20 protein-coding genes are annotated in these 22,814 nt (G+C 42.9%); 19 read left to right on the forward strand and 1 reads right to left on the reverse strand.

Annotation, left to right across the window (positions count from 1 at the left end):
* The first annotated feature begins 8 nt into the window (after positions 1-8).
* Genes LI288_RS10025 through LI288_RS10035 form a run of 3 tightly spaced genes read left to right on the forward strand, consistent with a single transcriptional unit; the run spans position 9 to position 3,508 of the window.
* Positions 9-1,517, forward strand: coding sequence for a sodium/glutamate symporter (locus LI288_RS10025; protein ID WP_022431323.1), 1,509 nt, complete (start codon positions 9-11; stop codon positions 1,515-1,517).
* Positions 1,518-1,545: 28 nt separating this feature from the next.
* Positions 1,546-1,872 carry a P-II family nitrogen regulator gene (locus tag LI288_RS10030; protein WP_022431322.1) on the forward strand — a complete coding sequence of 109 codons (327 nt, stop codon included), beginning with the start codon at positions 1,546-1,548 and terminating at the stop codon, positions 1,870-1,872.
* A 40-nt stretch (positions 1,873-1,912) separates the two neighbouring features.
* Positions 1,913-3,508 carry an amidohydrolase gene (locus LI288_RS10035; protein WP_227090295.1) on the forward strand — a complete coding sequence of 532 codons (1,596 nt, stop codon included), beginning with the start codon at positions 1,913-1,915 and terminating at the stop codon, positions 3,506-3,508.
* Between the two features lie 138 nt (positions 3,509-3,646).
* Here LI288_RS10035 and LI288_RS10040 read toward each other — a convergent pair whose 3' ends face one another.
* A complete protein-coding gene (locus LI288_RS10040; protein ID WP_227090296.1) occupies positions 3,647-4,831 on the reverse strand; it encodes a VanZ family protein in 1,185 nt (394 codons plus the stop codon).
* Positions 4,832-5,033: 202 nt separating this feature from the next.
* Between LI288_RS10040 and LI288_RS10045 the strand changes: the two genes are divergently transcribed.
* The 16 genes from LI288_RS10045 (at position 5,034) to LI288_RS10120 (ending at position 22,808) form a co-directional block, all read left to right on the forward strand.
* Positions 5,034-6,800, forward strand: a complete 1,767-nt coding sequence (locus LI288_RS10045) for a bifunctional homocysteine S-methyltransferase/methylenetetrahydrofolate reductase (RefSeq protein WP_227090297.1) — start codon at positions 5,034-5,036, stop codon at positions 6,798-6,800.
* Positions 6,801-7,199: 399 nt separating this feature from the next.
* On the forward strand, positions 7,200-7,880 hold the full coding sequence (locus tag LI288_RS10050) for a F0F1 ATP synthase subunit A (RefSeq protein WP_022431318.1): 681 nt from the start codon (positions 7,200-7,202) through the stop codon (positions 7,878-7,880).
* A 47-nt stretch (positions 7,881-7,927) separates the two neighbouring features.
* Entirely contained in the window at positions 7,928-8,152 is a 225-nt protein-coding gene (gene atpE, locus LI288_RS10055; protein ID WP_022431317.1) for an ATP synthase F0 subunit C, read from the forward strand.
* Positions 8,153-8,186: 34 nt separating this feature from the next.
* A complete protein-coding gene (gene atpF / locus LI288_RS10060; RefSeq protein WP_022431316.1) occupies positions 8,187-8,687 on the forward strand; it encodes a F0F1 ATP synthase subunit B in 501 nt (166 codons plus the stop codon).
* Positions 8,668-9,171 (forward strand): ATP synthase F1 subunit delta, encoded by a 504-nt coding sequence (gene atpH / locus LI288_RS10065; RefSeq protein ID WP_022431315.1) that lies wholly within the window; start codon positions 8,668-8,670, stop codon positions 9,169-9,171. Before atpF ends, atpH begins: the two co-directional genes overlap by 20 nt.
* A 4-nt stretch (positions 9,172-9,175) precedes the next feature.
* Entirely contained in the window at positions 9,176-10,690 is a 1,515-nt protein-coding gene (gene atpA, locus LI288_RS10070; RefSeq protein ID WP_022431314.1) for a F0F1 ATP synthase subunit alpha, read from the forward strand.
* 14 nt (positions 10,691-10,704) lie between these two features.
* A complete protein-coding gene (gene atpG / locus LI288_RS10075; RefSeq protein WP_227090298.1) occupies positions 10,705-11,598 on the forward strand; it encodes an ATP synthase F1 subunit gamma in 894 nt (297 codons plus the stop codon).
* Positions 11,599-11,617: 19 nt separating this feature from the next.
* Positions 11,618-13,009 (forward strand): F0F1 ATP synthase subunit beta, encoded by a 1,392-nt coding sequence (gene atpD, locus LI288_RS10080; RefSeq protein ID WP_022431312.1) that lies wholly within the window; start codon positions 11,618-11,620, stop codon positions 13,007-13,009.
* Between the two features lie 25 nt (positions 13,010-13,034).
* Complete coding sequence (gene atpC, locus LI288_RS10085) at positions 13,035-13,445, forward strand: ATP synthase F1 subunit epsilon (protein ID WP_022431311.1); 411 nt, start codon at positions 13,035-13,037, stop codon at positions 13,443-13,445.
* A gap of 188 nt (positions 13,446-13,633) precedes the next feature.
* Positions 13,634-15,550: an oxidoreductase gene (locus tag LI288_RS10090; RefSeq protein WP_227090299.1), complete on the forward strand. Its 1,917-nt coding sequence runs from the start codon at positions 13,634-13,636 to the stop codon at positions 15,548-15,550.
* A 17-nt stretch (positions 15,551-15,567) separates the two neighbouring features.
* Complete coding sequence (gene bilR / locus LI288_RS10095; RefSeq protein WP_227090300.1) at positions 15,568-17,574, forward strand: bilirubin reductase, long form; 2,007 nt, start codon at positions 15,568-15,570, stop codon at positions 17,572-17,574.
* Positions 17,575-17,991: 417 nt separating this feature from the next.
* A complete protein-coding gene (locus LI288_RS10100) occupies positions 17,992-18,159 on the forward strand; it encodes a hypothetical protein (protein ID WP_022431308.1) in 168 nt (55 codons plus the stop codon).
* Positions 18,160-18,304: 145 nt separating this feature from the next.
* The gene (locus LI288_RS10105; RefSeq protein ID WP_227090301.1) at positions 18,305-18,721 is read left to right on the forward strand and encodes a hypothetical protein; all 417 of its coding nucleotides are present in this window, start codon (positions 18,305-18,307) and stop codon (positions 18,719-18,721) included.
* 82 nt (positions 18,722-18,803) lie between these two features.
* On the forward strand, positions 18,804-20,357 hold the full coding sequence (locus LI288_RS10110; protein WP_227090302.1) for an ABC-F family ATP-binding cassette domain-containing protein: 1,554 nt from the start codon (positions 18,804-18,806) through the stop codon (positions 20,355-20,357).
* Positions 20,358-20,385: 28 nt separating this feature from the next.
* Positions 20,386-20,865 carry a Cys-tRNA(Pro) deacylase gene (gene ybaK / locus LI288_RS10115; RefSeq protein ID WP_022431305.1) on the forward strand — a complete coding sequence of 160 codons (480 nt, stop codon included), beginning with the start codon at positions 20,386-20,388 and terminating at the stop codon, positions 20,863-20,865.
* A gap of 32 nt (positions 20,866-20,897) precedes the next feature.
* The gene (locus LI288_RS10120) at positions 20,898-22,808 is read left to right on the forward strand and encodes a B12-binding domain-containing radical SAM protein (RefSeq protein ID WP_227090303.1); all 1,911 of its coding nucleotides are present in this window, start codon (positions 20,898-20,900) and stop codon (positions 22,806-22,808) included.
* The last annotated feature ends 6 nt before the right edge of the window (positions 22,809-22,814 follow it).

Consider the following 22,814-nt stretch of genomic DNA (forward strand, 5'->3'; position numbering starts at 1 on the left):
TGACACCTATGTATAGTGTTGTTGTTGCGTTTGGACTGGCAAGCGTGATGCTGTGTATCGGCATGGCAATCCGCGCAAAAGTGAAATTCTTTCAGCATATGCTGATGCCGGTCAGTGTTATCGGCGGTATCTTAGGATTTATCCTGATGAATCTGGTACTGTCAAAATATCCGGTCGGCGGTGTAAGTGTAACGGATTTCAGTAATATTGTAGATGTATTTTTTGTGATGTCCTTTATTTCTATCGGACTGACAGGCAGTAAAAAGAAAAAGAATAAAAAAACAGAAGACGGCAAAAAGAAGAAAAGCAGCGGTCCGGTACGAGGTGCAATCGGTATGGCACTCATTTGGTGTATTTTGTATGCACTCCAGCCGCTTGTCGGTATTTTAATCGTATCCATTACAGGAAAAGCATTTCATATGGATTCGATGTATGGCATTTTAGTTCCGTTTGCATTCTGTCAGGGACCGGGACAGGCATCTACCTACGGCAGACTTTTTGAATATACCTATGGATTTGACAAGGCAGAAATGGTAGCATTAACTTATGCAATCTTTGGTTTCCTCTCTGCATTTTTAATCGGAGTACCGTTTGCAAGATACGGATTAAAGAAAGGGCTTGCAAGAAATAAAAGTAAGATTAATGAAGCTGTTGAACGGGGATATTTTGTACCGGAGGAACAAAGAGAGCCACTTGGTAAATCGACTTTCCACAGTGCCAATATTGAAACAGCGGCTGCCCATTTTGCCATTATGGGTGTCTGCTACCTGCTTGCACTCGTTCTTGCAAAGCTGGTAAACTTCATTCCGGCGCTTGGTTCAACGTTTAGTGCCATGCTGTTTATGTGGGGCATGTTTGCAGCCTATATTGTAAAAGCTGTGATGAGAAAGTTAAACATTGAATATCTGATTAACAATGCATTCCAGAGCAGAATTACAGGATTTCTTTCTGATTATTTGGTTGTATGTGCTTTTATGGCAATTCAGGTAGGCATCATCGGAAACTGGATTGTTCCGATTTTACTTGCTAGTGTTGCAAGCGGTATTGTTACGTTTTTCATCTGCCTGTTCTTTGGAGAACGTCTTGGCAGTGACCACGATTTCGAGCGGGTGCTGGGTGTATTCGGTACAAGCACCGGTACAACACCAAGCGGTGTATCACTGCTCCGTATGGTTGACCCGAAGTTACAGACATCAACCGGTGCGGAACTGGGTATGATGAATATGGCAATGATTTTTTCAACACCAACCATGCTGTTTATCACATTTGCGGGGCTTAAAATGATTTCGCTTCCGATAGCGTGCGGCGGTATGTTCCTGACAATATTTATTTATATCATTTTGTTAAAGGTGTTTGGTGTATTAAGAAAGCCGACCTTTACCGTAGCAAAAGGCAGAATTTCAGATGGCGCGGAAAGTGGCGAAGAGATTCCGTTCTTACGCGGGTATCTGCATGATACGGTAGATGTAACCGATACGGCGGCAGTTGAATCAATGATTCATAACAGTTGGAATTAAAGTTTACAGGGAACTGGAGGAAAATGATATGAAGATGATATATGCGATTGTAAGACCAGAAAAGGTTTATGAAGTTAATAAAGCGCTTGCCGATGCCGGATACGGCGCATCGACCAAGTGGAGTGTTGCAGGACGCGGTAAACAGCATGGAATTCAGGTAGGCGAACTGGTTTATGATGAAATGTCTAAAAATATGCTGATGATTGTATGTGATGATGACGATAAAAATGAAATTATTGATATTATCATGGATACGGCACAGACCGGTGAATCCGGCAACTCCGGCGATGGACGAATCTTTGTCCTGCCGGTAGAGGAGTCCTATACGATTTCATCACAGAGTAAAGACGATTAGTGTAAAAAATTACACTGATGTGCTGATAAAGGAGGCAGGCATGAAAACGATTTATTATGACGGTGATATTATTACGATGACGGGGGCAAAGGATTCCTGTGAAGCACTTGTCACGGAAGATAAAAAAATTCTGTATACCGGTACATTAAAACAGGCGCGGGCGCTTTACGGAAATGAGGCACAGGAGCGGGATTTAAAGGGTCATACGCTTATGCCTGCCTTTATTGATGCACACAGTCACTTTGTACAGACGGCACAGAGCATAAAGATGTGTGATTTGTCGGATACGGAAAGCTTTGAGGATATTGTCACGGCATTGAAAAACTATCTGGAAAAAAATCAGATTGACGAAAACGGTATGATTTTTGCAACCGGTTACGACCATAATTTTCTTGCGGAGCAGAAACACCCGGATAAGACGGTTTTGGACAAAGTATCCAAAACCGTGCCAATCTACATTTCCCACGCCTCCGGTCATATGGGAACTGCCAATTCGGCGCTGCTAAAGCTTGCGGGAATTACGACAGAAACCAAAGACCCGGAGGGCGGAAGATTCGGCAGGAATAAAAGCGGAGAACCGGATGGCTATGTAGAGGAAACACCTGCACTGATGCAGGTGCTTGCCGCAGCCATGCCGCGCATGAAAATGGATATGGCAGAGCAGATGAAAGAAGCCCAGCAGCTTTATTTAAAATATGGTATTACAACCGTTCAGGAAGGTGCGGCAATGGCACAGACCATGCAGGGGTTGACGGCATTTGCAGCATCGGGCGGTTTGGAACTGGACGTTGTGGCATACATTTTAAAGGAAGATTATGAAAAGACGGTCAAAGAATATGCGGATTACAACGGAAAATATAAAAACCGTGTTAAAATCGGCGGTGTTAAAGTGATTTTAGACGGTTCGCCACAGGGCAAATCTGCATGGCTTAGTAAACCGTATGAAGGGGAGGAAAACTACTGTGGTTATCCGACCCATAACGATGCCTATGTTACAAAAGCGGCAAAGGATGCAGTACGCGGTGGGTACCAGATTCTTGCACACTGTAACGGCGATGCGGCATCGGAACAGTTTATACAGAGTTATCAGGCGGCACTAAAAGAAACGGGTACGGCAGACGGCGATTACCGTCCGGTCATGATACACTGCCAGACCGTAAGGGATGACCAGCTTGACCGCATGGCGCAGCTAAAAATGATTCCTTCTATATTTATAGGACATACGTATTACTGGGGCGATATTCATTTAAAGAACTTAGGCGCGGTGCGCGGTGCAAGAATCAGTCCGGTAAAATCCGCCTTAGAGCGCGGTCTGATTTATAACTTTCATCAGGATACACCGGTTACAAAGCCGGATATGCTTCATTCTGTATGGTGCGCCGTCAACCGTGTGACAAGAAAGGGTCAGCCAATCGGTCAGGAACAGTGCATTAATGTCTATGAAGCCTTACAGGCAGTGACAATCAATGCTGCTTATGCGTATAAGGAGGAAGATCAAAAAGGCACATTAGAAGCAGGAAAAATGGCAGATATGGTGATTTTAGATGCCAATCCGCTCAAGGCCGATAAAAAATGTATTAAAGACATTGTGGTACTTGAAACGATAAAAGAAGGAAAAACCGTATATAAAAATTAAAAAATAGAAACCGGAAAGGCACTTCCCTCGTATATATAAATGTGAGGGCAGAAAGCCTTTCCGGTTTTTGCTTTATCCGATATGGACAATAGGATATCTGCATTGCAGATGATTTTTCGTCCCGGGGCAGTTAGTTTTTTATAAGCTGCTTTGGGACGTTTGTGTTGTACCGGACGTGGAGCTGGTAACGTGGATCCGGCACAGTCTGTCGTAAAATAAATCCCGGTTTTTGCCGATAAAGCAGTAACAAAAATTAAAAATAAAAAAGATGACGAATGCAATCAGAGATGAAGCACCACACACTAAAAGCATTTCTGTTCTTTTGGAAGGTCCGGCGGACAGTGCGGAATACATCAGCAAAATGTAGTACGGGGACGGAATCAGCAGAAGATGTAAAATTCCTTCCCGCAGTAACAGCAGTAAAACCGGTACATGTGCCGCAGCGTGCTTTTTCGTGTTTTTCTTTCCGGTGCGTTCAAGACGGATACTGACTAAAAATTTACCAAAGGTTGTTCCGTGAAATAAAATGGCACAGACTGTAAAGTAGCAGAACGCAAAAAGCGGAATTAAAAACAGCTGTATGGAATGGGAAAAAGACTGTAAAACATCAGTAAATTTCCATACACAAAAATATACGCCTAAAATGATTGCGTAATCGGCAAGCAGACCAAACAGGCGGCGGAAGGACGAAACCTCACTGCCGCGTCTGTACGCCGTTTCGTCAAGCCTTTTGCGGCTTGGCAGGAAAAACAAAAGTGCGGGTGTTATCCAGAAGCCAATCATGCCGCCTAAGGTATTGCAGATTAAGTCGTCTACTTCAAAGAAGCGGTACGGATAGGGATAAATGCCGTAAAGACCGCTTAACTGTGTACATTCAAAAAACAGGCTGTATAAAAAAGAAAGCAGTAAAACCTGATACCATCTGCGGTTAAAGTAATACCGCAGATATACGCCAAACGGCAGCAGTAACAGGATATTAAAGACAATCTGTAAAAAGTCGGGGTTCGTAAATGTATCCTTATAGGTTGAGAAGTCAGTAAGGACAAAAGAACACCCGTCCAGCCATCGCCGCACAGCATCAAACGGTGTCAGAAGCATCGTGGCACTTTCCGGAGTAACCGAGTCAATTGCCGGAAGCGGCAGAATCGTCATAAAATAAGAAGTCATCATATAAAAAATAAATGTGTATACAATCCCGGTACGCAGTACCAGAATTGAACCGTACTTATGGTACTGCCGGATAATATAAGGCAGGGTAAACAGGGCAGCCAGTACCGGGAAGACATAGCAGGCTGTCAGAATCGGTTTTAAATAAATACTCATCGTTTCGCACTCCATTTTTATTGTCATTTGCAATGCCTTTATGATAGCATCCGGCAGACATATATGCAAGCCGCACACAAAAGCGGCAGAAAATACAGAATCAAGGACTGTAGTTGTGTAGTTCACAAATACCGGCAGGTATGGTATGATAAATATAATTGTGCATAAAAATGCAGTAAAATACAGAGGAACGGAGAAAGAAATGAAACCAATTTCAGAATATTTAAAAGAAAATTATTTAATCTGTGATGGTGCGTTTGGCACGTACTATGCAGAAAAATATAATACCAAAGAGCTGCCGGAGCTTGCTAATCTGTCTGCGCCGGAACGGGTACGGGAAATCCATGAGGAATACGTATCTGCCGGAGCAAAGCTGATCCGTACCAATACCTTTGCGGCACATCCGGACTTATTAAACTGTGGGCAGGGACTTCTTGCAGAAAATGTAAAAAGTGCATGCCGTCTTGCAAAAGAAGCCGCAGACGGAAAGGCATATGTGGCGGGTGACATCGGACCGGTACCGGCAGAAGCTGCATTTGATACGGAAGCCGCCGAAAAACACTATCTTTTCTTAGCAAAATTATTTGTGGAGAGTGGAGTGGATGCCGTTGTATTTGAAACCTTTTCAGAGCTGGAAACGATTCTTCCGGTAATCCGTTATATAAAGGAAGAAACACCGCTTTTTGTGATTGTACAGTTTGCAGTCAGCCAGTATGGCTACAGCAGTGCAGGGCTGAGTATGCACCGCCTGTTTGAAGAAGCGCAGAAAAGCCCTGCAGATGCTTATGGCTTAAACTGTGGTATCGGACCGGGGCATATGGCGACCTTATTCCAGAATATAAAATTCCGGACAGATAAATATATCACGGCACTGCCCAATGCCGGTTATCCCCACAATATCAGCAACCGTATGGTATTCTCTGCTGATAACGGCAGTTATTTTGCAGAACGTGTCTGCGATATTATGCAGGTACGTGCAGATATTGCTGGCGGCTGCTGTGGTACGACACCGGAGCATATCCGCCGACTGAGTGCCAAAACAGCCGGTATGATGAAAACGGCACGCAGGGCAGAACAGAAAATCTGCGAAAATGAAAAGCCGGTACAGAACAACGCTTTTTATAGGAAGAAAGAGAGAACGGGAAAGAAACTCATTGCCGTCGAGCTTGCACCGCCGCTTGGCAGTGACGATAAAAAGCTGATGGAAGCCGCACACGCGTTAAGAAAGAGCGATGTTGATGTGCTGACTTTCCCGGATTCGCCTTCTGGAAGAACGCGTGTGGACTCGATTCTGATGGCGGAAAAGGTATCTAAAGAAACGGGTATGTGTGTCATGCCGCATTTATGCTGCCGCGATAAAAATGCCATAGCCATGCGCTCCCAGCTTTTAGGCGCACATATCAATGGTATCAATAATTTTCTCGTGGTAACAGGAGATCCGGTTCCGGCGGTAGCCAGACAAACCGTAAAAGCTGTATTTAATTTTAATTCAATTGGATTAATGAATATCATTCATGATATGAATACCGAACAGTTTGCGGATTCCCCGGTGGTGTTCGGTGGTGCGATTAACCAGAACCGCCGCAACTTAAACGTTGAAATTGACCGTATCCGTAAAAAAATGGAAATGGGTGCGGACTTCTTTTTCACCCAGCCGGTATTTACCGAAAAAGGCGTAAACCTTTTAAGACAGATTAAAGAAGAAACCGGAGCGCGGATTTTATGCGGCGTTATGCCGTTTGTCAGCAGAAGAAATGCCGTCTTTATGAAAAATGAAATGACCGGTATTGAAGTCGATGAGCAGATTATTGCACGGTATCCGGAAAATGCTACAAAGGAAGAAGGAGAAGCTGTCGGCATTGAAATCGCAAGGGAAGTTATGACACAGACTGCGGATTTTGTGGACGGATATTACTTCTCATTTCCGTTTAACAGAGTATATCTGCTGGAAAAAATATTACAATTATAAAATTTATTAACAAAATCTAAACTGAGCGTAAAACAACATAACATATAAAAAATGTATTGCACAATACACATATAATATACAGGATGCACAAAAACAATCTTTTTGTGAAATTTTCAAAATGTGACGTTTTTGTGCATTTTGCATAAAAAAGGCAATGTATCAAAATCAAAACACAAAAATTTCACTTTGATGCATAAAATGTATGTTAAAAATTATACAAAAAAGGAAAGAAACGGCAAATGCTTTATGGATTTTTTATCCTATTTTTCCGAACACAAAAAAAACATCTTTTTAAATTGAAAAATTGACAATAGGGAATATAATGATTTATAGAAAAATAAAGCAAACCTACCTATTATAAAAGGGTGCTGGAAAGGAAGTGATATTACGGACGATTTAGTGAACAGTCTTTTAGAGGAATTGAACTGCGAAACAGTCTTTACCATTCCGGTATTTGGCGGGATTGGTGTTTCCGAAGCAGTGGTAGTCACATGGATTATCATGGCGGTACTGGTTGTTTTATGCCTGTGCTTAGTCAGAAACTTAAAAGTGGAAAATCCCGGAAAGAAACAGCTGATGTTGGAAACAGCCGTTTCAGGACTTTACAATTTCTTTGAAGAGATTGTGGGAGAGAAGGGGCGCAGATATATTCCCTATCTTTCCACAGTGGCAATCTATATCGGAATTGCCAATTTAATCGGGTTGTTTGGTTTCAAACCGCCTACGAAAGCATTAAACGTTACTGCAGCACTGGCAGTTATGAGCATTATTCTTGTTGAGTATTCAGGAATTCATGCAAAGGGTGTGAAAGGCTGGGTAAAGAGCTTTGTAGAGCCGTCCCCGATTATTGCTCCCATCAATGTGATGGAATTATTCATCAAACCGTTGTCTTTATGTATGCGACTTTTCGGTAATGTGCTAGGAGCATTTGTTATTATGGAACTGTTAAAAATAGTAGTGCCGCTTTTTGTGCCGGTGGTATTCAGCTGTTACTTTGATATTTTTGACGGTTTAATACAGGCCTATGTATTTGTTTTCTTAACGGGCATGTATATTGAAGAAGCTGTGGAAGAAGCTTAAAAATTGAAAAATTTAAAAATGAATGAAGAAAAAAGGAGATTAAAATTATGTCAGCATTATTAGCAATTGGAGCAGGTGTAGCAGTTATTACAGGTATCGGTGCAGGTCTTGGTATCGGTCATGCAACAGGTAAGGCAGTAGATGCGATTGCAAGACAGCCGGAAGCAGATAAGAAAATCAGAAGTACTTTGTTAATTGGTGCCGCTCTTGCCGAAGCAACAGCCGTATATGGTTTCGTAATCGGTCTTTTGATCATTATCCTGTTAAAGTAATACATAAACTAAAGGAAAGGTGAGGTTATACAAGATGTTAAGAGTAGATATCAATCTTGTTTTTACAATCATCAATCTGCTGGTTTTATATCTTTTAATGAAGAAATTCCTTTTCGGTCCGGTTGTAGCCGTTATGGAAAAGAGAAAAGCCATGATAGAAGAACAGTTTGCAAACGCGGCAGCTGCTGAAAAAAATGCAAATGAATTAAAAAGTCAGTATGAGGATACCTTAAAAACGGCAAATGCCGATGCTGATAACATTATTCAGGAAGCTAAGACAACAGCAAAAACCGAATATGACCGGATTGTATCCGATGCAAACAGTCAGGCTGGTAAGATTATAGAAAATGCAGAGAAGACGGTAGTGTCGCAGCGTGAAAAAACATTGCGCGGGCTGGAATCACAGATTGCTGGTCTTGCAATTGATACAGCGGCGAAAGTCATTGGTGAGCAGGCAGGCAGTCTTGACAATGCGAAACTGTATGACGAATTTTTAAATAAAGCAGGTGATGCCCATGACACAGATATCAATTAATTATGCAATTGTTTTATATCAATTGGGCGTTTCAAAGGAAGATATCCGGTACAGTAAGGAATTGTTTGAAGCAGCAGATGCGCTTTATGAAAGCCTTGCAAGTCCGGTTGTAACACTGCATGAAAAGTATGTGGTAATTGACAGACTCTTTCCAGAAAGCATGCGCGCATTTTTCAAGGTACTGTGCAGAAATCAGAGTGTTTCACTCATTGATGAAATTTTCCAGGCATACCGCGATTATGCAGACGAACAGGAAAATGTTCTGCGTGCAAAGTTGTTCTATGTGGAAAAACCACAGGAAAAGCAGGTTGAGGGATTGACAGCTTATCTGTCAAAGCGTTTTCATAAAAATAAAGTGGTTTTTGAATATATCCATGAACCGGAACTGCTCGCAGGTTTTGTGATTGAAGCAGGCGGCATCCGGATTGATGAAAGCGTAGCAGGAAAATTAACAAGAATGAAACAGAAATTAGTAAAGAGGTGATATTTTGAGTTCCATTAGTTCAGAGGAAATTATCTCGATTTTAAAGAGTGAAATCGAAAATTTCGATAGTGAAGCGACAGATAAAGAAACAGGAACTGTAATATGGGTCGGTGACGGTATCGCAACCGTTTACGGCATTGAACATGCTATGTACGGTGAAATCGTGGTATTTGACAACGGCGTAAAGGGTATGGTTCAGGATATCAAGAGAACCGAAATCGGATGTATTCTTTTTGGTAAAGACACCGGTATCCGTGAAGGCACACGTGTTGTAAGAACCGGAAAGAAAGCCGGTATTCCGGTAGGTGATGCATTTGTGGGAAGAATCATTGATGCGTTAGGTGCACCGATTGACGGACAGGGTGAAATTGAAAGCACAGAGTACCGCCCAATCGAACAAGATGCCCCGGGTATCGTAGACAGAAAGTCTGTCAGCGAGCCAATGGAAACCGGTATTCTTGCCATTGACTCTATGTTCCCAATCGGACGCGGACAAAGAGAGTTAATTATCGGTGACAGACAGACCGGTAAGACAGCCATTGCCATTGATACCATTTTAAATCAGAAGGGCAAGGACGTTATCTGTATCTATGTTGCAATCGGTCAGAAGGCTTCTACCGTTGCAAAGATTGTAAATACATTAAAGAAATATGATGCGATGGATTATTCTATTGTACTTTCCGCAACAGCCAGTGACCCGGCTCCGTTACAGTATATTGCACCGTATTCCGGTACGGCGCTTGCAGAATACTTTATGCACAAGGGCAAGGATGTATTGATTGTTTATGATGATTTATCAAAGCATGCGGTTGCATACAGAGCATTATCCTTGTTACTTGAGCGTTCTCCGGGACGTGAAGCTTATCCGGGTGATGTATTCTATTTACATTCAAGACTGCTCGAGCGTTCCAGCCGTTTAAGCGATGCACTCGGCGGTGGTTCGATTACGGCACTTCCGATTATTGAAACACAGGCAGGCGATGTATCTGCATACATTCCGACGAATGTTATTTCAATTACAGACGGACAGATTTTCCTTGAGAGTAATTTGTTCTTCTCAGGTATGCGTCCGGCGGTCAATGTCGGTCTTTCCGTATCCCGTGTAGGTGGTGCGGCACAGACAAAGGCAATGAAAAAGGCGTCCGGAAGTATCCGTATTGACTTGGCGCAGTTCAGGGAAATGGAAGTGTTCACACAGTTCAGCTCAGACCTTGATGCGGCAACAAAGGAGCAGTTACAGTATGGTAATTCCTTGATGGAAATGTTAAAGCAGCCGTTATACAGACCGCTCAGCCAGTCAGAACAGGTTGTATCCTTATGCTGTGCGACCCATAAAGTCATGATGGATATTGAAAAGAGTAAGATTAAGCAGTTCCAGATGGATTTGTTAGAGCATTTTAATACCAGACAGACCGCAATTATGGAAACAATTGAACGCGATAAGGTTCTGACAGATGAACTGACACAGCAGATTCTTGATGCGGCAAATGCATTTAAGGCAAGCTACAAAGCATCATAAGGAGAGGTGAGGACATGGCGAATGCAAGGGAAATTCTGGATCGGATGAAAAGTATCCAGGATACAATGAAAATTACCAATGCTATGTATATGATATCCTCCTCTAAGCTGAAAAAGGCAAAGGCAAGTCTGGATGAAACAGAGCCGTACTTTTACTCTATGCAGATGGCAATCGGACGAATTTTAAGACATGTTCCGGATATGAAAAGCGAGTTTTTTAACCAGCGTCCGGAAATTAAGCCGGAAGACCGGAAAGTCGGCTACATTGTTGTAACGGCGGATAAAGGTCTTGCAGGTTCATACAACCACAATATTTTTAAAGATGTGGAAGAATGTCTGAAAAACAACAGCCATGCCAAGCTGTTTGTAGTCGGTGAAATGGGACGGCATTATTTTGAGAAAAAAGGACTTGAAATTGCACATCAGTTTCACTACACTGCGCAAAATCCTTCTGTCAGCAGAGCGCGTAATATTACAGAAAAGATTCTGGAAGAATATCTGAATAAAGAACTGGATGAAGTTGTTATCATTTACACTAAAATGTTAAACGGTGTACAGACGGAAACAGAAACAAGACATCTGCTGCCGCTTGAAAAAGAACATTTCAACAAGAATGTTCCGGTTGGTGTACAGATGGAACAGCTCGCAATGGTACCGTCAGCAGAAGCACTGATGGAAAATATTATTCCGATTTATATTCAGGGCTTTGTATATGGTGCGCTGGTTGAGTCTTATGCAAGTGAGCATAATTTGAGAATGCTTGCGATGCAGTCTGCAACAGACAGTGCCAGTGCAATGTTAAATGACCTGTCCATCCAGTACAACCGGGTAAGACAGGCAGCGATTACGCAGGAAATTACAGAGGTTGTCAGCGGTGCAAAGGCGCAGAAGAGAAAGAAAAAGCGTTAGGAGAGGAGAAGTTCATACAATGAATAAAGGTAAAATTGTACAGGTCATGGGACCTGTCGTGGACGTAGAATTTGAAAATAACGACCTCCCGTATATCAAAGATGCACTCGAAGTAGATAATAATGGTAAAAAGTGTATTATGGAGGTTGCCCAGCACATCGGTAATAATACCGTGCGTTGTATCATGCTTTCCTCCAGTGAAGGTTTATGCAGGGATATGGAGGTTGTGGCTACAGGCTCCGGTATTAAAGTGCCTGTCGGCGACAAGACATTAGGAAGACTGTTCAACGTAGTCGGTGAAACCATCGATGGCGGAGAAAGCCTTGAAAATGAAAATCACTGGGTCATTCACAGAGACCCGCCTACATTTGAAGACCAGAGTCCGGTTGTCGAAGTACTTGAAACCGGTATCAAGGTTATTGATTTATTAGCACCTTACGCAAAGGGTGGTAAAATCGGTCTGTTCGGTGGTGCCGGTGTCGGTAAAACCGTACTGATTCAGGAATTAATCCGTAATATTGCAACAGAGCATGGCGGATATTCCATTTTCACCGGTGTTGGTGAACGTTCAAGAGAAGGTAACGATTTATGGTCTGAAATGAAAGAATCGGGTGTACTTGAAAAGACCGCACTGGTGTTCGGACAGATGAATGAGCCGCCTGGAGCAAGAATGAGAGTTGCGGAAACAGGTCTTACCATGGCTGAATATTTCCGTGATGAAAAGCACCAGAACGTATTGTTATTTATTGATAATATTTTCCGTTTTGTACAGGCAGGTTCAGAAGTTTCCGCACTGCTTGGACGTATGCCTTCAGCCGTAGGTTATCAGCCGACACTGGCTACCGATGTCGGTGAATTACAGGAGCGTATCGCTTCTACAAAGAACGGTTCTGTTACATCTGTACAGGCTGTCTATGTGCCTGCCGATGACTTAACCGACCCGGCCCCGGCAACAACGTTTGCCCATCTGGATGCTACAACCGTTCTTTCACGTAAGATTGTAGAACAGGGTATCTACCCGGCAGTTGACCCGCTTGAATCTTCATCAAGAATTCTTGAAGCGGATGTAGTCGGTGAAGAACACTATCAGACTGCAAGACGTGTGCAGGAAATCTTACAGAAGTACAAGGAATTACAGGATATCATTGCAATCCTCGGTATGGAAGAACTTTCAGATGAAGATAAGCTGACAGTTTACAGGGCAAGAAAGGTTCAGAAGTTCCTTTCACAGCCGTTCTTCGTAGCCGAAAACTTTACCGGTGTAAAGGGTAAATATGTACCGTTAAAGGAAACAATCAGAGGATTTAAGATGATTGTTGACGGTGAAATGGATGAATATCCGGAAAATGCATTTTTCAATGTAGGAACCATTGACGAAGTCATTGAAAAGGCGAAGGCTGAACAGGCTTAATGTCTTGTAAATGGAGGTTCGTGGAATGAATACATTTTTTTTAAAAGTCATTGCCAGTGATAAGGTTTTCTTCTCCGGCAAGGCAGAAATGGTCAATATTCCGACATTAGACGGTGAAAAAGTTTTTCTGGCTCACCATGAAAACATCGTTATTGCAATTGAAATGGGCGATTTAAAGTTCCGTACCGAAGACGGTGAAACACATCATGCCGTTGTCGGCAAGGGATTTGCCCAGGTCATCAATAACCGTGTCACCGTACTGGTCGATTCGGCAGAACGTCCGGAAGATATTGATAAAATCAGGGCAGAGGAAGCGTTAGAGCGTGCCAAAGAGCAGATGCGCCAGAAGCAGAGTATTCAGGAATATTATCATTCCCAGGCTTCAATGGCAAGAGCGATGACACGTTTGAAGCTCTCCAGCCGGTATTTAAAGTAATAAGAATAAAAGAACGTTTATACAGTGTCTGCATAAGAACAGGATATTGTATAGACGTTCTTTTTTATTTTATTTTATAAAAATACTTTATAAAAATTATCAGAATTTGTTGAAAATATGCAAAAAAAGATTTAAAATATAAAATATAATTAAACAATTTATTCAAATTGGGAACGGAGGAAAAAAGTATGAATCAATTTCCACATTTATTTGAACCAATCCGGATCGGAAAGCAGACAGTTAAAAATCGAATTTTTATGCCGCCGCTTTCAACAAATCTGGCAGATAAAGGATATGTTACGGATGCTTTGATAGAGCATTACTCGAATCGTGCAAAGGGCGGAGTCGGTCTGATTGTAACAGAGGTCACGACAGTCGAACCGACATATACATATCTGCCGGGTGATATGTCCATTTATGATGATTCTTATATTCCGGGATGGAAAAAACTGGTGGATGCCGTGCATCAATACGATACAAAGATTTTGTCACAGCTGTTTCATCCGGCATATATGGCATTTCCGCTGCCGGGTACGCCGCAGCTGATTGCACCGTCAAATGTCGGACCGTATTATGCAAAAGCGGCACCAAGAGCCGCAACGGTAGAAGAACTTCACGTAATCGTCAGACAGTTCGGTGAAGCGGCGCATCGTTTCCAACAGGCAGGCGGTGACGGTGTTGAAATACAGTGCGCACATGCACACGGATTACTGGGCGGCTTTTTGACACCTCTTTACAATAAGCGGACAGATGAGTATGGTGGGGATATTAACGGAAGATTACGGCTTACGCTGGAGGTTATTGAAGAAGTACGGAAAATGTGCGGAGAAGATTTTATTATTGATGTACGTATTTCAGGAGATGAGTACAGCGATGGCGGACTGACGTTAAATGATATGATTTATGTGTCAAAACAGTTAGAAAAAGCCGGGGTTGATTTCATTCATGTATCAGGCGGCAATACCATTAAACGCGGCAGTTCCATGCCGGCACCGGGTACGGCACCGGCACCGCACGCTCATTCCAGCGAAGAAATCAAAAAGCATGTTCATATTCCGGTTGCCACGGTTGCGCGGATTAATGAACCGTGGATTGCGGAAGAACTGATTGCGAACGGAAAGACGGACATCTGTATGATCGGACGTCCGAATTTGTGTGACAGTGAATTTGCCAATAAGGCTTACGCTGGAAAAGCAGAAGACATTTGTCCGTGTATCGGCTGCGGAAGATGTCTGAACGGCATTATGTTTGGTAAACCGATTTCATGTACGGTAAATCCATCTGTAGAAACCAACGCGATTGAAAAAGCAACGGAAAAGAAAAAAGTGCTGGTTATCGGCGGCGGTCCGGCAGGCATGGAGGCAGCATACGTGGCAAAGAAACGCGGACATGAAGTTGTACTTTGTGAAAAATCTAACGAACTGGGCGGACTGCTCCGGATTGCTGCAGTGCCGATCAGTAAACAGGAATTGTGCAAGGTTATCAAATTTATGGCACGGCGGCTGCAGAATGAAGGCATTGAGGTACGGATGAATTGTGAAGTAACACCGGAAATGCTTGAAACGGAATTCAAGGATTATGAGGTTGTCTGTTCAATCGGTGCAAAACCAAAGGAAATTGAAAGCTTTAAACAGTTTAAGCAGACAATGACGGCAGACGATATTTTAGCCGGAAGAACGTTCCCGGGAAGAAAAATAGTTATATTGGGCGGCGGCTCTGTCGGCTGTGAAACGGCAGATTATCTGGCACCGCTGATTAATGATTTATTCCCGGCAAACCGTGATGTAACCATTCTTGAAATGACACCGTCGCTGATGACAGGGGAAGGCGGTGCGGCAAAGAGCCAGCTTACACAGCGTTTAATGCGCAAAGGCGTAAAGATTGAATTAAACAGCCAGGTTACAAAAGTAGATGAAAATACAATCACTTATGTCAAAGAGGGTGTGGAACATCATATTGATGATGCGGATACGCTGGTATTTGCAGTAGGTTATATACCACTGAAAATGGAAAATGAACGGGCAAATTATATTGGGGACTGTGATAAAGTCGGCAATTTAAAGGATGCCATTGGTGCAGCTTATCAGCTTGCAAAGACATTATAAAACGGGAGGACACGCTTATGCTCAAGAAATTATTAGAACCTGTAAAGGCAGGTCGTCTTACATTAAAAAACAGAATTATGTTTCCGCCATTGACGACAGGATATGAGGAAAGGGACGGTTCAATCGGAGAAAGAAGCCTGAATTTTTACGAGCGCCTTGCAAAGGGCGGAACCGGTTACATAGTAATCGGTGATGTGGCACCGGTCAGAACGGCATCGCCGACACCGAAACTTTATGATGACAGCCAGATTCCTGTATACAAAAAACTGGCAGATACGCTGCATCAGTATGATTGTAAAGTGGCATTGCAGATTTTCCACCCGGAATATGACGTGCCGGGTGTCGGGAAAATGATTATGCAGGCAGGCATGGCAAGACAGGCTGCGGCAAAAGCCCGGGAAGAGGGCAATGAACAGGAAGCTGCAAAACAGACACAGCTTGCAGAGCAGATTACTAAAGATGCATATGCCAAACTGCATCATGATATGCAGCATTTTGTCAGTGAAGCAACGGCTGCACAGCTAGAGGAAATCAAAACAGGCATTGCAGCATGTGCTAAAAGAGCTGAAAGTGCGGGAATTGATGCAATTGAAGTCCATGGTGACCGTTTGGTCGGCTCGCTGTGTTCAAAAGTTTTAAACCACAGAACAGATGAATATGGAGGCAGCTTTGAGAACCGCACCCGGTATGCACTGGAAGTTGTAAAAGCGATTAAAGAGGCTGCTCCGGATTTGATGATTGAATATAAATTGCCGATTATTACAAAAAATGCAGACGGTTCACTGCGGGGCAAGGGCGGACTTGAAGCCGAAGAAGGAGTGGCTTTTGCAAAACTGCTTGAAGAAGCCGGTGTTGATATGATTCAGGTGGCACAGGCAAACCATACCGGTAATATGGGGGATACCATTCCGCCAATGGGTGATGTTGATTACAACTGGACACTGCCGGCAGCCAGAGCCGTGAAAAAGGCAGTATCGGTTCCGGTTGCAACAGTCGGACGGGTTATCAGTCTGGAAGCAGGCGAAAAGATTCTTGAAGATCAGGATGCTGATATTGTTGCATATGGACGCTCCATGCTTGCAGATCCGGATATTGCAAATAAAGCAGCATCAGGAGAATGTATCCGTGAATGCCTGAATTGTAATAAAGGCTGTGTGGATGCCATTCAGGGACGTAGATATATTTCGTGTGTGTTAAATGCCGAAAATGGTAACGAAGGCACAGTATTTATAAAACCGGCAGAAAAGATAAAAAATATTGCAGTCGTCGGAGCAGGTATTGCAGGACTGGAAGCAGCCAGAGTTGCTGCCAAACGTGGACATCATGTTACCGTTTATGAAAAATCCGATAAAATCGGCGGTCAGATTCATCTTGCAGCAGTACCGCCGCGCAAGAGTGAAATTTTAAGAGCGGTTACATATTATGAAAAAATTCTGCCACAGCTGAATGTAAATATAAAACTGAATACAGAAGCAGAGGCGGAAGAACTTAATCAATATGATGCCGTAATTCTTGCAGTCGGCGCACATAATATGGCATTGCCGATGCCGGTTGAAAACAGTAATGTCGTTTCTGCGTGGGAAGTATTGGCCGGAAAAGAAGTTCAGGGCAGCTGTGTAGTTCTCGGTGGCGGACTGGTCGGAACGGAAACCGCGGAATATCTGGCACAGAAGGGAGTAAAGGTCAGCATTGTGGAAATGATGGATAAAATTGCAGCAGGCGAATCCTCAACCGTGATGCCGCTGATAGTAAAAGATTTTGAAAAACATGAAGTGGCGCAGTATATCCAGACAAAGGTTGTATCCATAAAAAATAATGTGATTGAAGCCGTTCATACACCGGATGAAGCACCGGTAGAGCTTAAAGCGGATACAATTATAAATGCATTGGGGTCTAAAAAGAATATATTTGACGATGCGAAGCTTACCGTACCGTTTACATATGTGGGAGACTGCAGTGGTGAAAAAACGGCTGATATTGCATCAGCGATCAGAACAGGATATCATGCAGCCAATGAGCTTTAAATAATAAAAAGTGCGGCGGGCTTGGGAGGCCCGCCGCTATTATAGGGGAAAGTTTTTTACAAATGAAGAAGATATAATAGCGGGAAAGCTGTTATATTGATAGACTTCTTCATCTGTATGAAAATATGAAAAAGTGTATGAAAAAAGCTTATTGCCTTTCAACGATTATTATAATACGGGACAAATGTGTCTAAAAAAAGTCCAAATTATAAATTAACCGTGTATTTTTGTAAACGAAGAATAAATTGATTCGAAATATTTTGAGCCTTTTGTCCTATGGAAAGTTTATGGAAGATTTTTTATAATAAAAGTAATGAAAACGTGAATAACAGAATAGAATAATGACTGTGTTTATGGCGGCTTGTAGTGCTTTGTAAATGTTTAAGGTAAAAAATACTTAGAAATGGGGATTTTTGTATGGACGAAGAAAAAGTACGCTATTTTATCGAGGCAGAACGTAAAAAAGGCACATCGACAGAAGAATTGATTTTTATTTTATATGACAATGGGGTGCCGGTTTATGAAATATCCAATTTTTTAGATGTGTCAATCCGGCATGTAGAAGAAGTCTTAAGTGATGACTAATCCATCGGCAGATTCATTTTTGTACAATAATCTGTGGGAAGTACACGCACTTTTCATAATTATTTAGCATAATATTCATAGATTTACCAATCCGGTTGTGGTATACTGTACTATAATGAAGGTAAACGGAAAGGCAGGGATATTTATGGAAGTTTATGAGTTACCGATTACCCCGGAAGAATCAAAGAATTATCACAGTTTTTTTTATAAATTAAAGGCGTTGACCCTTAGGGAATGGATGAGGTCGTATATTACGGCAGTAATTTATGCTGTCGTACTCTGCGGTGTGATATATTTTATCTCGGATACGCTTTTTATCCGTTTTTGGTTTGATACACCGCTGGCGGGAAAAGGTGTGCTGTTCTTTTTCATTTTTATTCTGGCGGCAGCACAGCGTTCCAGAAATATACAGCTGCGAAAAATGCTTCAAAAGTATTTCATTAATAATATGCCGCAGGAATTTTTAGCAGGCGGAATCCAGTTAAAAAAGATTCGCGTGCAAAAAGATAGACTTGTGGTATACTATAAAAGATTTCGGGCAGATGATTATAAAGAACTGTAATAAAGGATAACAAAACAGGCTTGCCGCAGAGATTGTGGCAGGCCTTTTTATTTACACAATAACAACAGACAATGGAGGTTTTATGAGTATTTTAAATGTGGAGCATTTATCACACGGATTTGGTGACAGAGCGATTTTTACAGATGTATCTTTCCGCCTGTTAAAGGGAGAGCATATCGGACTTGTCGGTGCAAACGGCGAGGGAAAATCAACATTTATGAATATTATCACAGGGTCGCTGATGCCTGATGAAGGAAAAATAGAGTGGGCAAAAAATGTGCGTGTCGGCTATTTAGACCAGCATGCCGTACTGGAAAAAGGAATGACAATCGGCTCGGTGCTGGCTTCGGCATTTGACTTTTTATATCAGCAGGAAGAACGCATGAATGAAATCTGTGCCAAAATGGGCGATGCGGACGAAGCACAAATGGAACAGTACATGGAAGAACTCGGTGTGATTCAGGATATGCTGACAATGCACGATTTTTATATGATTGATGCAAAGGTAGAGGAAGTTGCAAGAGCGTTGGGGCTGCTCGATCTGGGGCTGGACCGCGACGTCTGTGAATTAAGCGGCGGACAGCGTACAAAAGTCTTACTCGGAAAGCTTCTGCTTGAAAAGCCGGATATTTTACTGTTGGACGAACCGACCAATTACTTAGATGCAGAGCATATTGCGTGGCTCAAGCGTTACCTTCAGGAATACGAAAATGCGTTTATTCTGATTTCGCATGACATTCCGTTTTTAAACAGCGTGGTCAACCTCATTTATCACATGGATAATCAGCAGTTAAACCGCTATGTCGGCGACTACGATAAATTTATGGAGGTTTACGAGGTGAAAAAAGCCCAGTTAGAGGCAGCTTACAACAGACAGCAGAAGGAAATTGCGCAGTTAAAGGATTTTGTTGCAAGAAACAAGGCGCGTGTTGCTACAAGAAATATGGCGATGTCCCGCCAGAAAAAGCTTGATAAAATGGATATGATTGAGCTGGCTTCCGAAAAACCAAAGCCGGAATTTCATTTTAAAGAAGCAAGAACACCGGGGCGGTACATTTTTACAACCAAACAGCTTGTTATCGGCTATGATGAACCGCTTTCAAAGCCACTGGATTTAGAAATGGAGCGCGGCAGTAAAATTGTGCTGACCGGTGCAAACGGTATCGGAAAGACCACGCTCTTAAAGAGCATTTTAGGACTGATTCCGCCGATTTCAGGCGAAGTGGAACAGGGTGACTATCTGGAAATCGGCTATTTTGAGCAGGAAATGGCGGGTGTGGATACGACCTGTCTGGAAGAAATCTGGCAGGAGTTTCCGGCATATACCCAGTACGAGGTGCGTTCCGCCCTTGCAAAATGCGGACTGACCACGAAGCATATCGAGAGCAAGGTGCGTGTATTAAGTGGTGGTGAGCAGGCAAAGGTGCGCCTGTGCAAGCTGATTAACCGTGAAAGCAACATTTTAGTGCTGGACGAACCGACCAATCATTTAGATGTCGATGCCAAAGATGAATTAAAGCGCGCATTAAAGGAATACAAGGGCAGTATCCTGATGGTCTGCCATGAGCCGGAATTTTATGAAGGACTTGCAAGCGAGGTCTGGGACTGTACGAAGTGGACGACAAGACTTGTATAAATGAAATAAATAAGAAAGGAAAATCGAAATGGAAGAAAAAACGAATGTCATGCGGATACTGGAACAGAAAAAAATTGCCTATCAGCCGCACAGCTATGTAACGACCGATGCAGTCAGCGGAACGGAAGTTGCGGCGGTGCTTGGACAAGACCCGAAAAGAGTGTTTAAGACTCTCGTTACAGTTGCAAAATCCGGGAATCACTATGTTTTTGTTATTCCGGTGGAAAAGGAACTGGATTTGAAAAAGGCGGCAAAGGCAGTCGGGGAAAAGTCGATTGACATGGTAAAATCCAAAGAACTGCTGGGGCTGACAGGCTACATCCACGGCGGCTGTTCGCCAATCGGCATGAAGAAATTTTTCAAGACGACTTTTCAAAAAGAGGCAGCAGAGTATGACACAATTATGTTTAGTGCCGGAAAAATCGGCTATCAGGTCGAACTGCCGTTAAAAGAGGTCAGCAAGGTAATCCGCTATCAGCTCGGCGATATTGTGACAGAAGCGCAGTAAATACAGAATTTGAAGTCTGAGGATTTTATAAGATGAAAATATTATTAACGGCGGTTAATTCAAAATACATTCATTCCAATCTTGCCGTGTACAGCCTGAAAGCGTATCACGATGCCCATTCCGACAGGAAGGACACGGTTGAACTGGCAGAATATACCATTAACCAGCTACAGGAAGAAATCATAAAAGACATTTATAAAAAACAGCCCGATGTGCTTGCATTTTCATGTTATATCTGGAATATTGAAATGATTCACCGCATGATTTGCGAATTAAAAAAAATTCTGCCGGATACGGACATATGGCTCGGCGGACCGGAAGTGAGCTACGATGCAAAGGAAGTTCTTAAAAATCATCCGCAGATTAAAGGCGTGATGATAGGTGAGGGAGAGCAGACATTTTGCGAACTTGCCGCCTGTTATGAAAATTTTGATGAAAACTGCGAGAAAGAATTGCTAAAAGTACGGCAGATTTGTTTTCGCAGTCAGACGGGAGAAATTGTGGCAACGCCGTACCGCGAACTGATGAATATGGACGAACTGCCTTTTGTATATCAGGATATGCGTGTCTTTGAACACAAAATTATCTATTATGAGAGCAGCCGTGGATGTCCGTTTGGGTGCAGTTATTGTCTGTCATCCGTGTCGCGCTCGGTGCGTTTCAGAAGCCTGCCGCTTGTTTTTGCGGAATTGCAGATTTTTCTGGATGCCAAAGTGCCGCAGGTCAAATTCGTAGACAGAACGTTTAACTGCAATCATGAAAGAACACTGGCACTGCTTCATTTTCTGCGCACGCATGACAATGGTGTGACAAATTTTCACTTTGAAGTTGCGGCGGATCTGCTCAATGAAGCGGAACTGGCGGAAATTGCAGCCATGCGGGAAGGACTGGTGCAGCTTGAAATCGGTGTGCAGTCCACCAATCTGCAGACGATTGAGGCAATCGACCGCACGATGAATCTGGAAAAATTAAAAAAGGTTGTGGCATCGGTACACAGCGCGGGAAATGTGCATCAGCATCTGGATTTGATTGCGGGACTGCCGTATGAAAATCTGGAGCGGTTTGAGCAGTCGTTTAATGATGTATACAATATGCAGCCGGACCAGTTACAGCTTGGCTTTTTAAAGGTGTTAAAAGGCTCGAAAATGTATCAAAACGCCAAAGAATATGGCATTGTATACACCGATACGGCGCCGTATGAGGTGCTGTATACAAAGTGGATTTCATATGCCGATGTCCTGACGTTAAAAGCGGTGGAGGAAATGGTGGAGTTGTACTATAATAGCCGCCAGTATGTGCAAAGTCTGACATATCTGCGGGAGTTTTTTGATACACCGTATGCGATGTTTGCATATCTTGCGGATTATTATGAAAAGAACGGGCTGTTTGCGGTAAAACATTCGCGCATGACAAGGTATCAGCATTTTTACGATGCGGCAAAACTGCGGATTATGCAGGTACAGAAAGCACCGGACAGTGCGGATTTTTCAGGCACACAGGCAGAATCGGGATGTGAAAAAACGAAAGATATGCAGATGGAAGCTCAGCTGGAACTTTTTACGGAACTGTTGATTTTTGATTTGTATGAACGCGAAAATTTAAAAACAAGACCGCCGTTTGCACCTGATTTACAGCCGTACAAAAACGTTATCCGTGAAATGGCGGTGGTATACGCAATGCCAAAGACCGCACATTTTGAGTTGCTATCGGAGAGAGCGCTTCAAAAAGTGGGAATTTCGGTTGATATACTGGAACGGAATTTGAAAAAACAGACGGCACAGAGCAATCCGAAAGTGCAGATAAGTGAAACACAGAATCAGAATAGTTTTCGGAATCGGCGGATATGGACAGCGTTTGACTATGAAAAAAGAAGCCGCTTAGACTACGGGGCGGCGGTGTATCTGCTGGTGTTTGAGGAGACGTTGGAAGATAAAAAACAGTAATTCCCT

This window comes from Lachnospira pectinoschiza (assembly GCF_020564355.1).
Taxonomy (GTDB): domain Bacteria; phylum Bacillota; class Clostridia; order Lachnospirales; family Lachnospiraceae; genus Lachnospira; species Lachnospira intestinalis.

Excerpts from the sequence above, each read along its gene's own strand:
- atpD (WP_022431312.1), top strand. The coding sequence starts at position 11,618 with ATGAATAAAGGTAAAATTGTACAGGTCATGGGACCTGTCGTGGACGTA.
- LI288_RS10100 (WP_022431308.1), top strand. The coding sequence starts at position 17,992 with ATGGACGAAGAAAAAGTACGCTATTTTATCGAGGCAGAACGTAAAAAA.
- LI288_RS10090 (WP_227090299.1), top strand. The coding sequence starts at position 13,634 with ATGAATCAATTTCCACATTTATTTGAACCAATCCGGATCGGAAAGCAG.
- LI288_RS10030 (WP_022431322.1), top strand. The coding sequence starts at position 1,546 with ATGAAGATGATATATGCGATTGTAAGACCAGAAAAGGTTTATGAAGTT.
- LI288_RS10025 (WP_022431323.1), top strand. The coding sequence starts at position 9 with ATGTATAGTGTTGTTGTTGCGTTTGGACTGGCAAGCGTGATGCTGTGT.
- ybaK (WP_022431305.1), top strand. The coding sequence starts at position 20,386 with ATGGAAGAAAAAACGAATGTCATGCGGATACTGGAACAGAAAAAAATT.
- LI288_RS10040 (WP_227090296.1), bottom strand. The coding sequence starts at position 4,831 with ATGAGTATTTATTTAAAACCGATTCTGACAGCCTGCTATGTCTTCCCG.
- atpC (WP_022431311.1), top strand. The coding sequence starts at position 13,035 with ATGAATACATTTTTTTTAAAAGTCATTGCCAGTGATAAGGTTTTCTTC.
- atpE (WP_022431317.1), top strand. The coding sequence starts at position 7,928 with ATGTCAGCATTATTAGCAATTGGAGCAGGTGTAGCAGTTATTACAGGT.
- bilR (WP_227090300.1), top strand. The coding sequence starts at position 15,568 with ATGCTCAAGAAATTATTAGAACCTGTAAAGGCAGGTCGTCTTACATTA.
- LI288_RS10110 (WP_227090302.1), top strand. The coding sequence starts at position 18,804 with ATGAGTATTTTAAATGTGGAGCATTTATCACACGGATTTGGTGACAGA.
- atpF (WP_022431316.1), top strand. The coding sequence starts at position 8,187 with ATGTTAAGAGTAGATATCAATCTTGTTTTTACAATCATCAATCTGCTG.
- atpH (WP_022431315.1), top strand. The coding sequence starts at position 8,668 with ATGACACAGATATCAATTAATTATGCAATTGTTTTATATCAATTGGGC.
- LI288_RS10120 (WP_227090303.1), top strand. The coding sequence starts at position 20,898 with ATGAAAATATTATTAACGGCGGTTAATTCAAAATACATTCATTCCAAT.
- atpG (WP_227090298.1), top strand. The coding sequence starts at position 10,705 with ATGGCGAATGCAAGGGAAATTCTGGATCGGATGAAAAGTATCCAGGAT.
- LI288_RS10045 (WP_227090297.1), top strand. The coding sequence starts at position 5,034 with ATGAAACCAATTTCAGAATATTTAAAAGAAAATTATTTAATCTGTGAT.
- LI288_RS10105 (WP_227090301.1), top strand. The coding sequence starts at position 18,305 with ATGGAAGTTTATGAGTTACCGATTACCCCGGAAGAATCAAAGAATTAT.
- LI288_RS10035 (WP_227090295.1), top strand. The coding sequence starts at position 1,913 with ATGAAAACGATTTATTATGACGGTGATATTATTACGATGACGGGGGCA.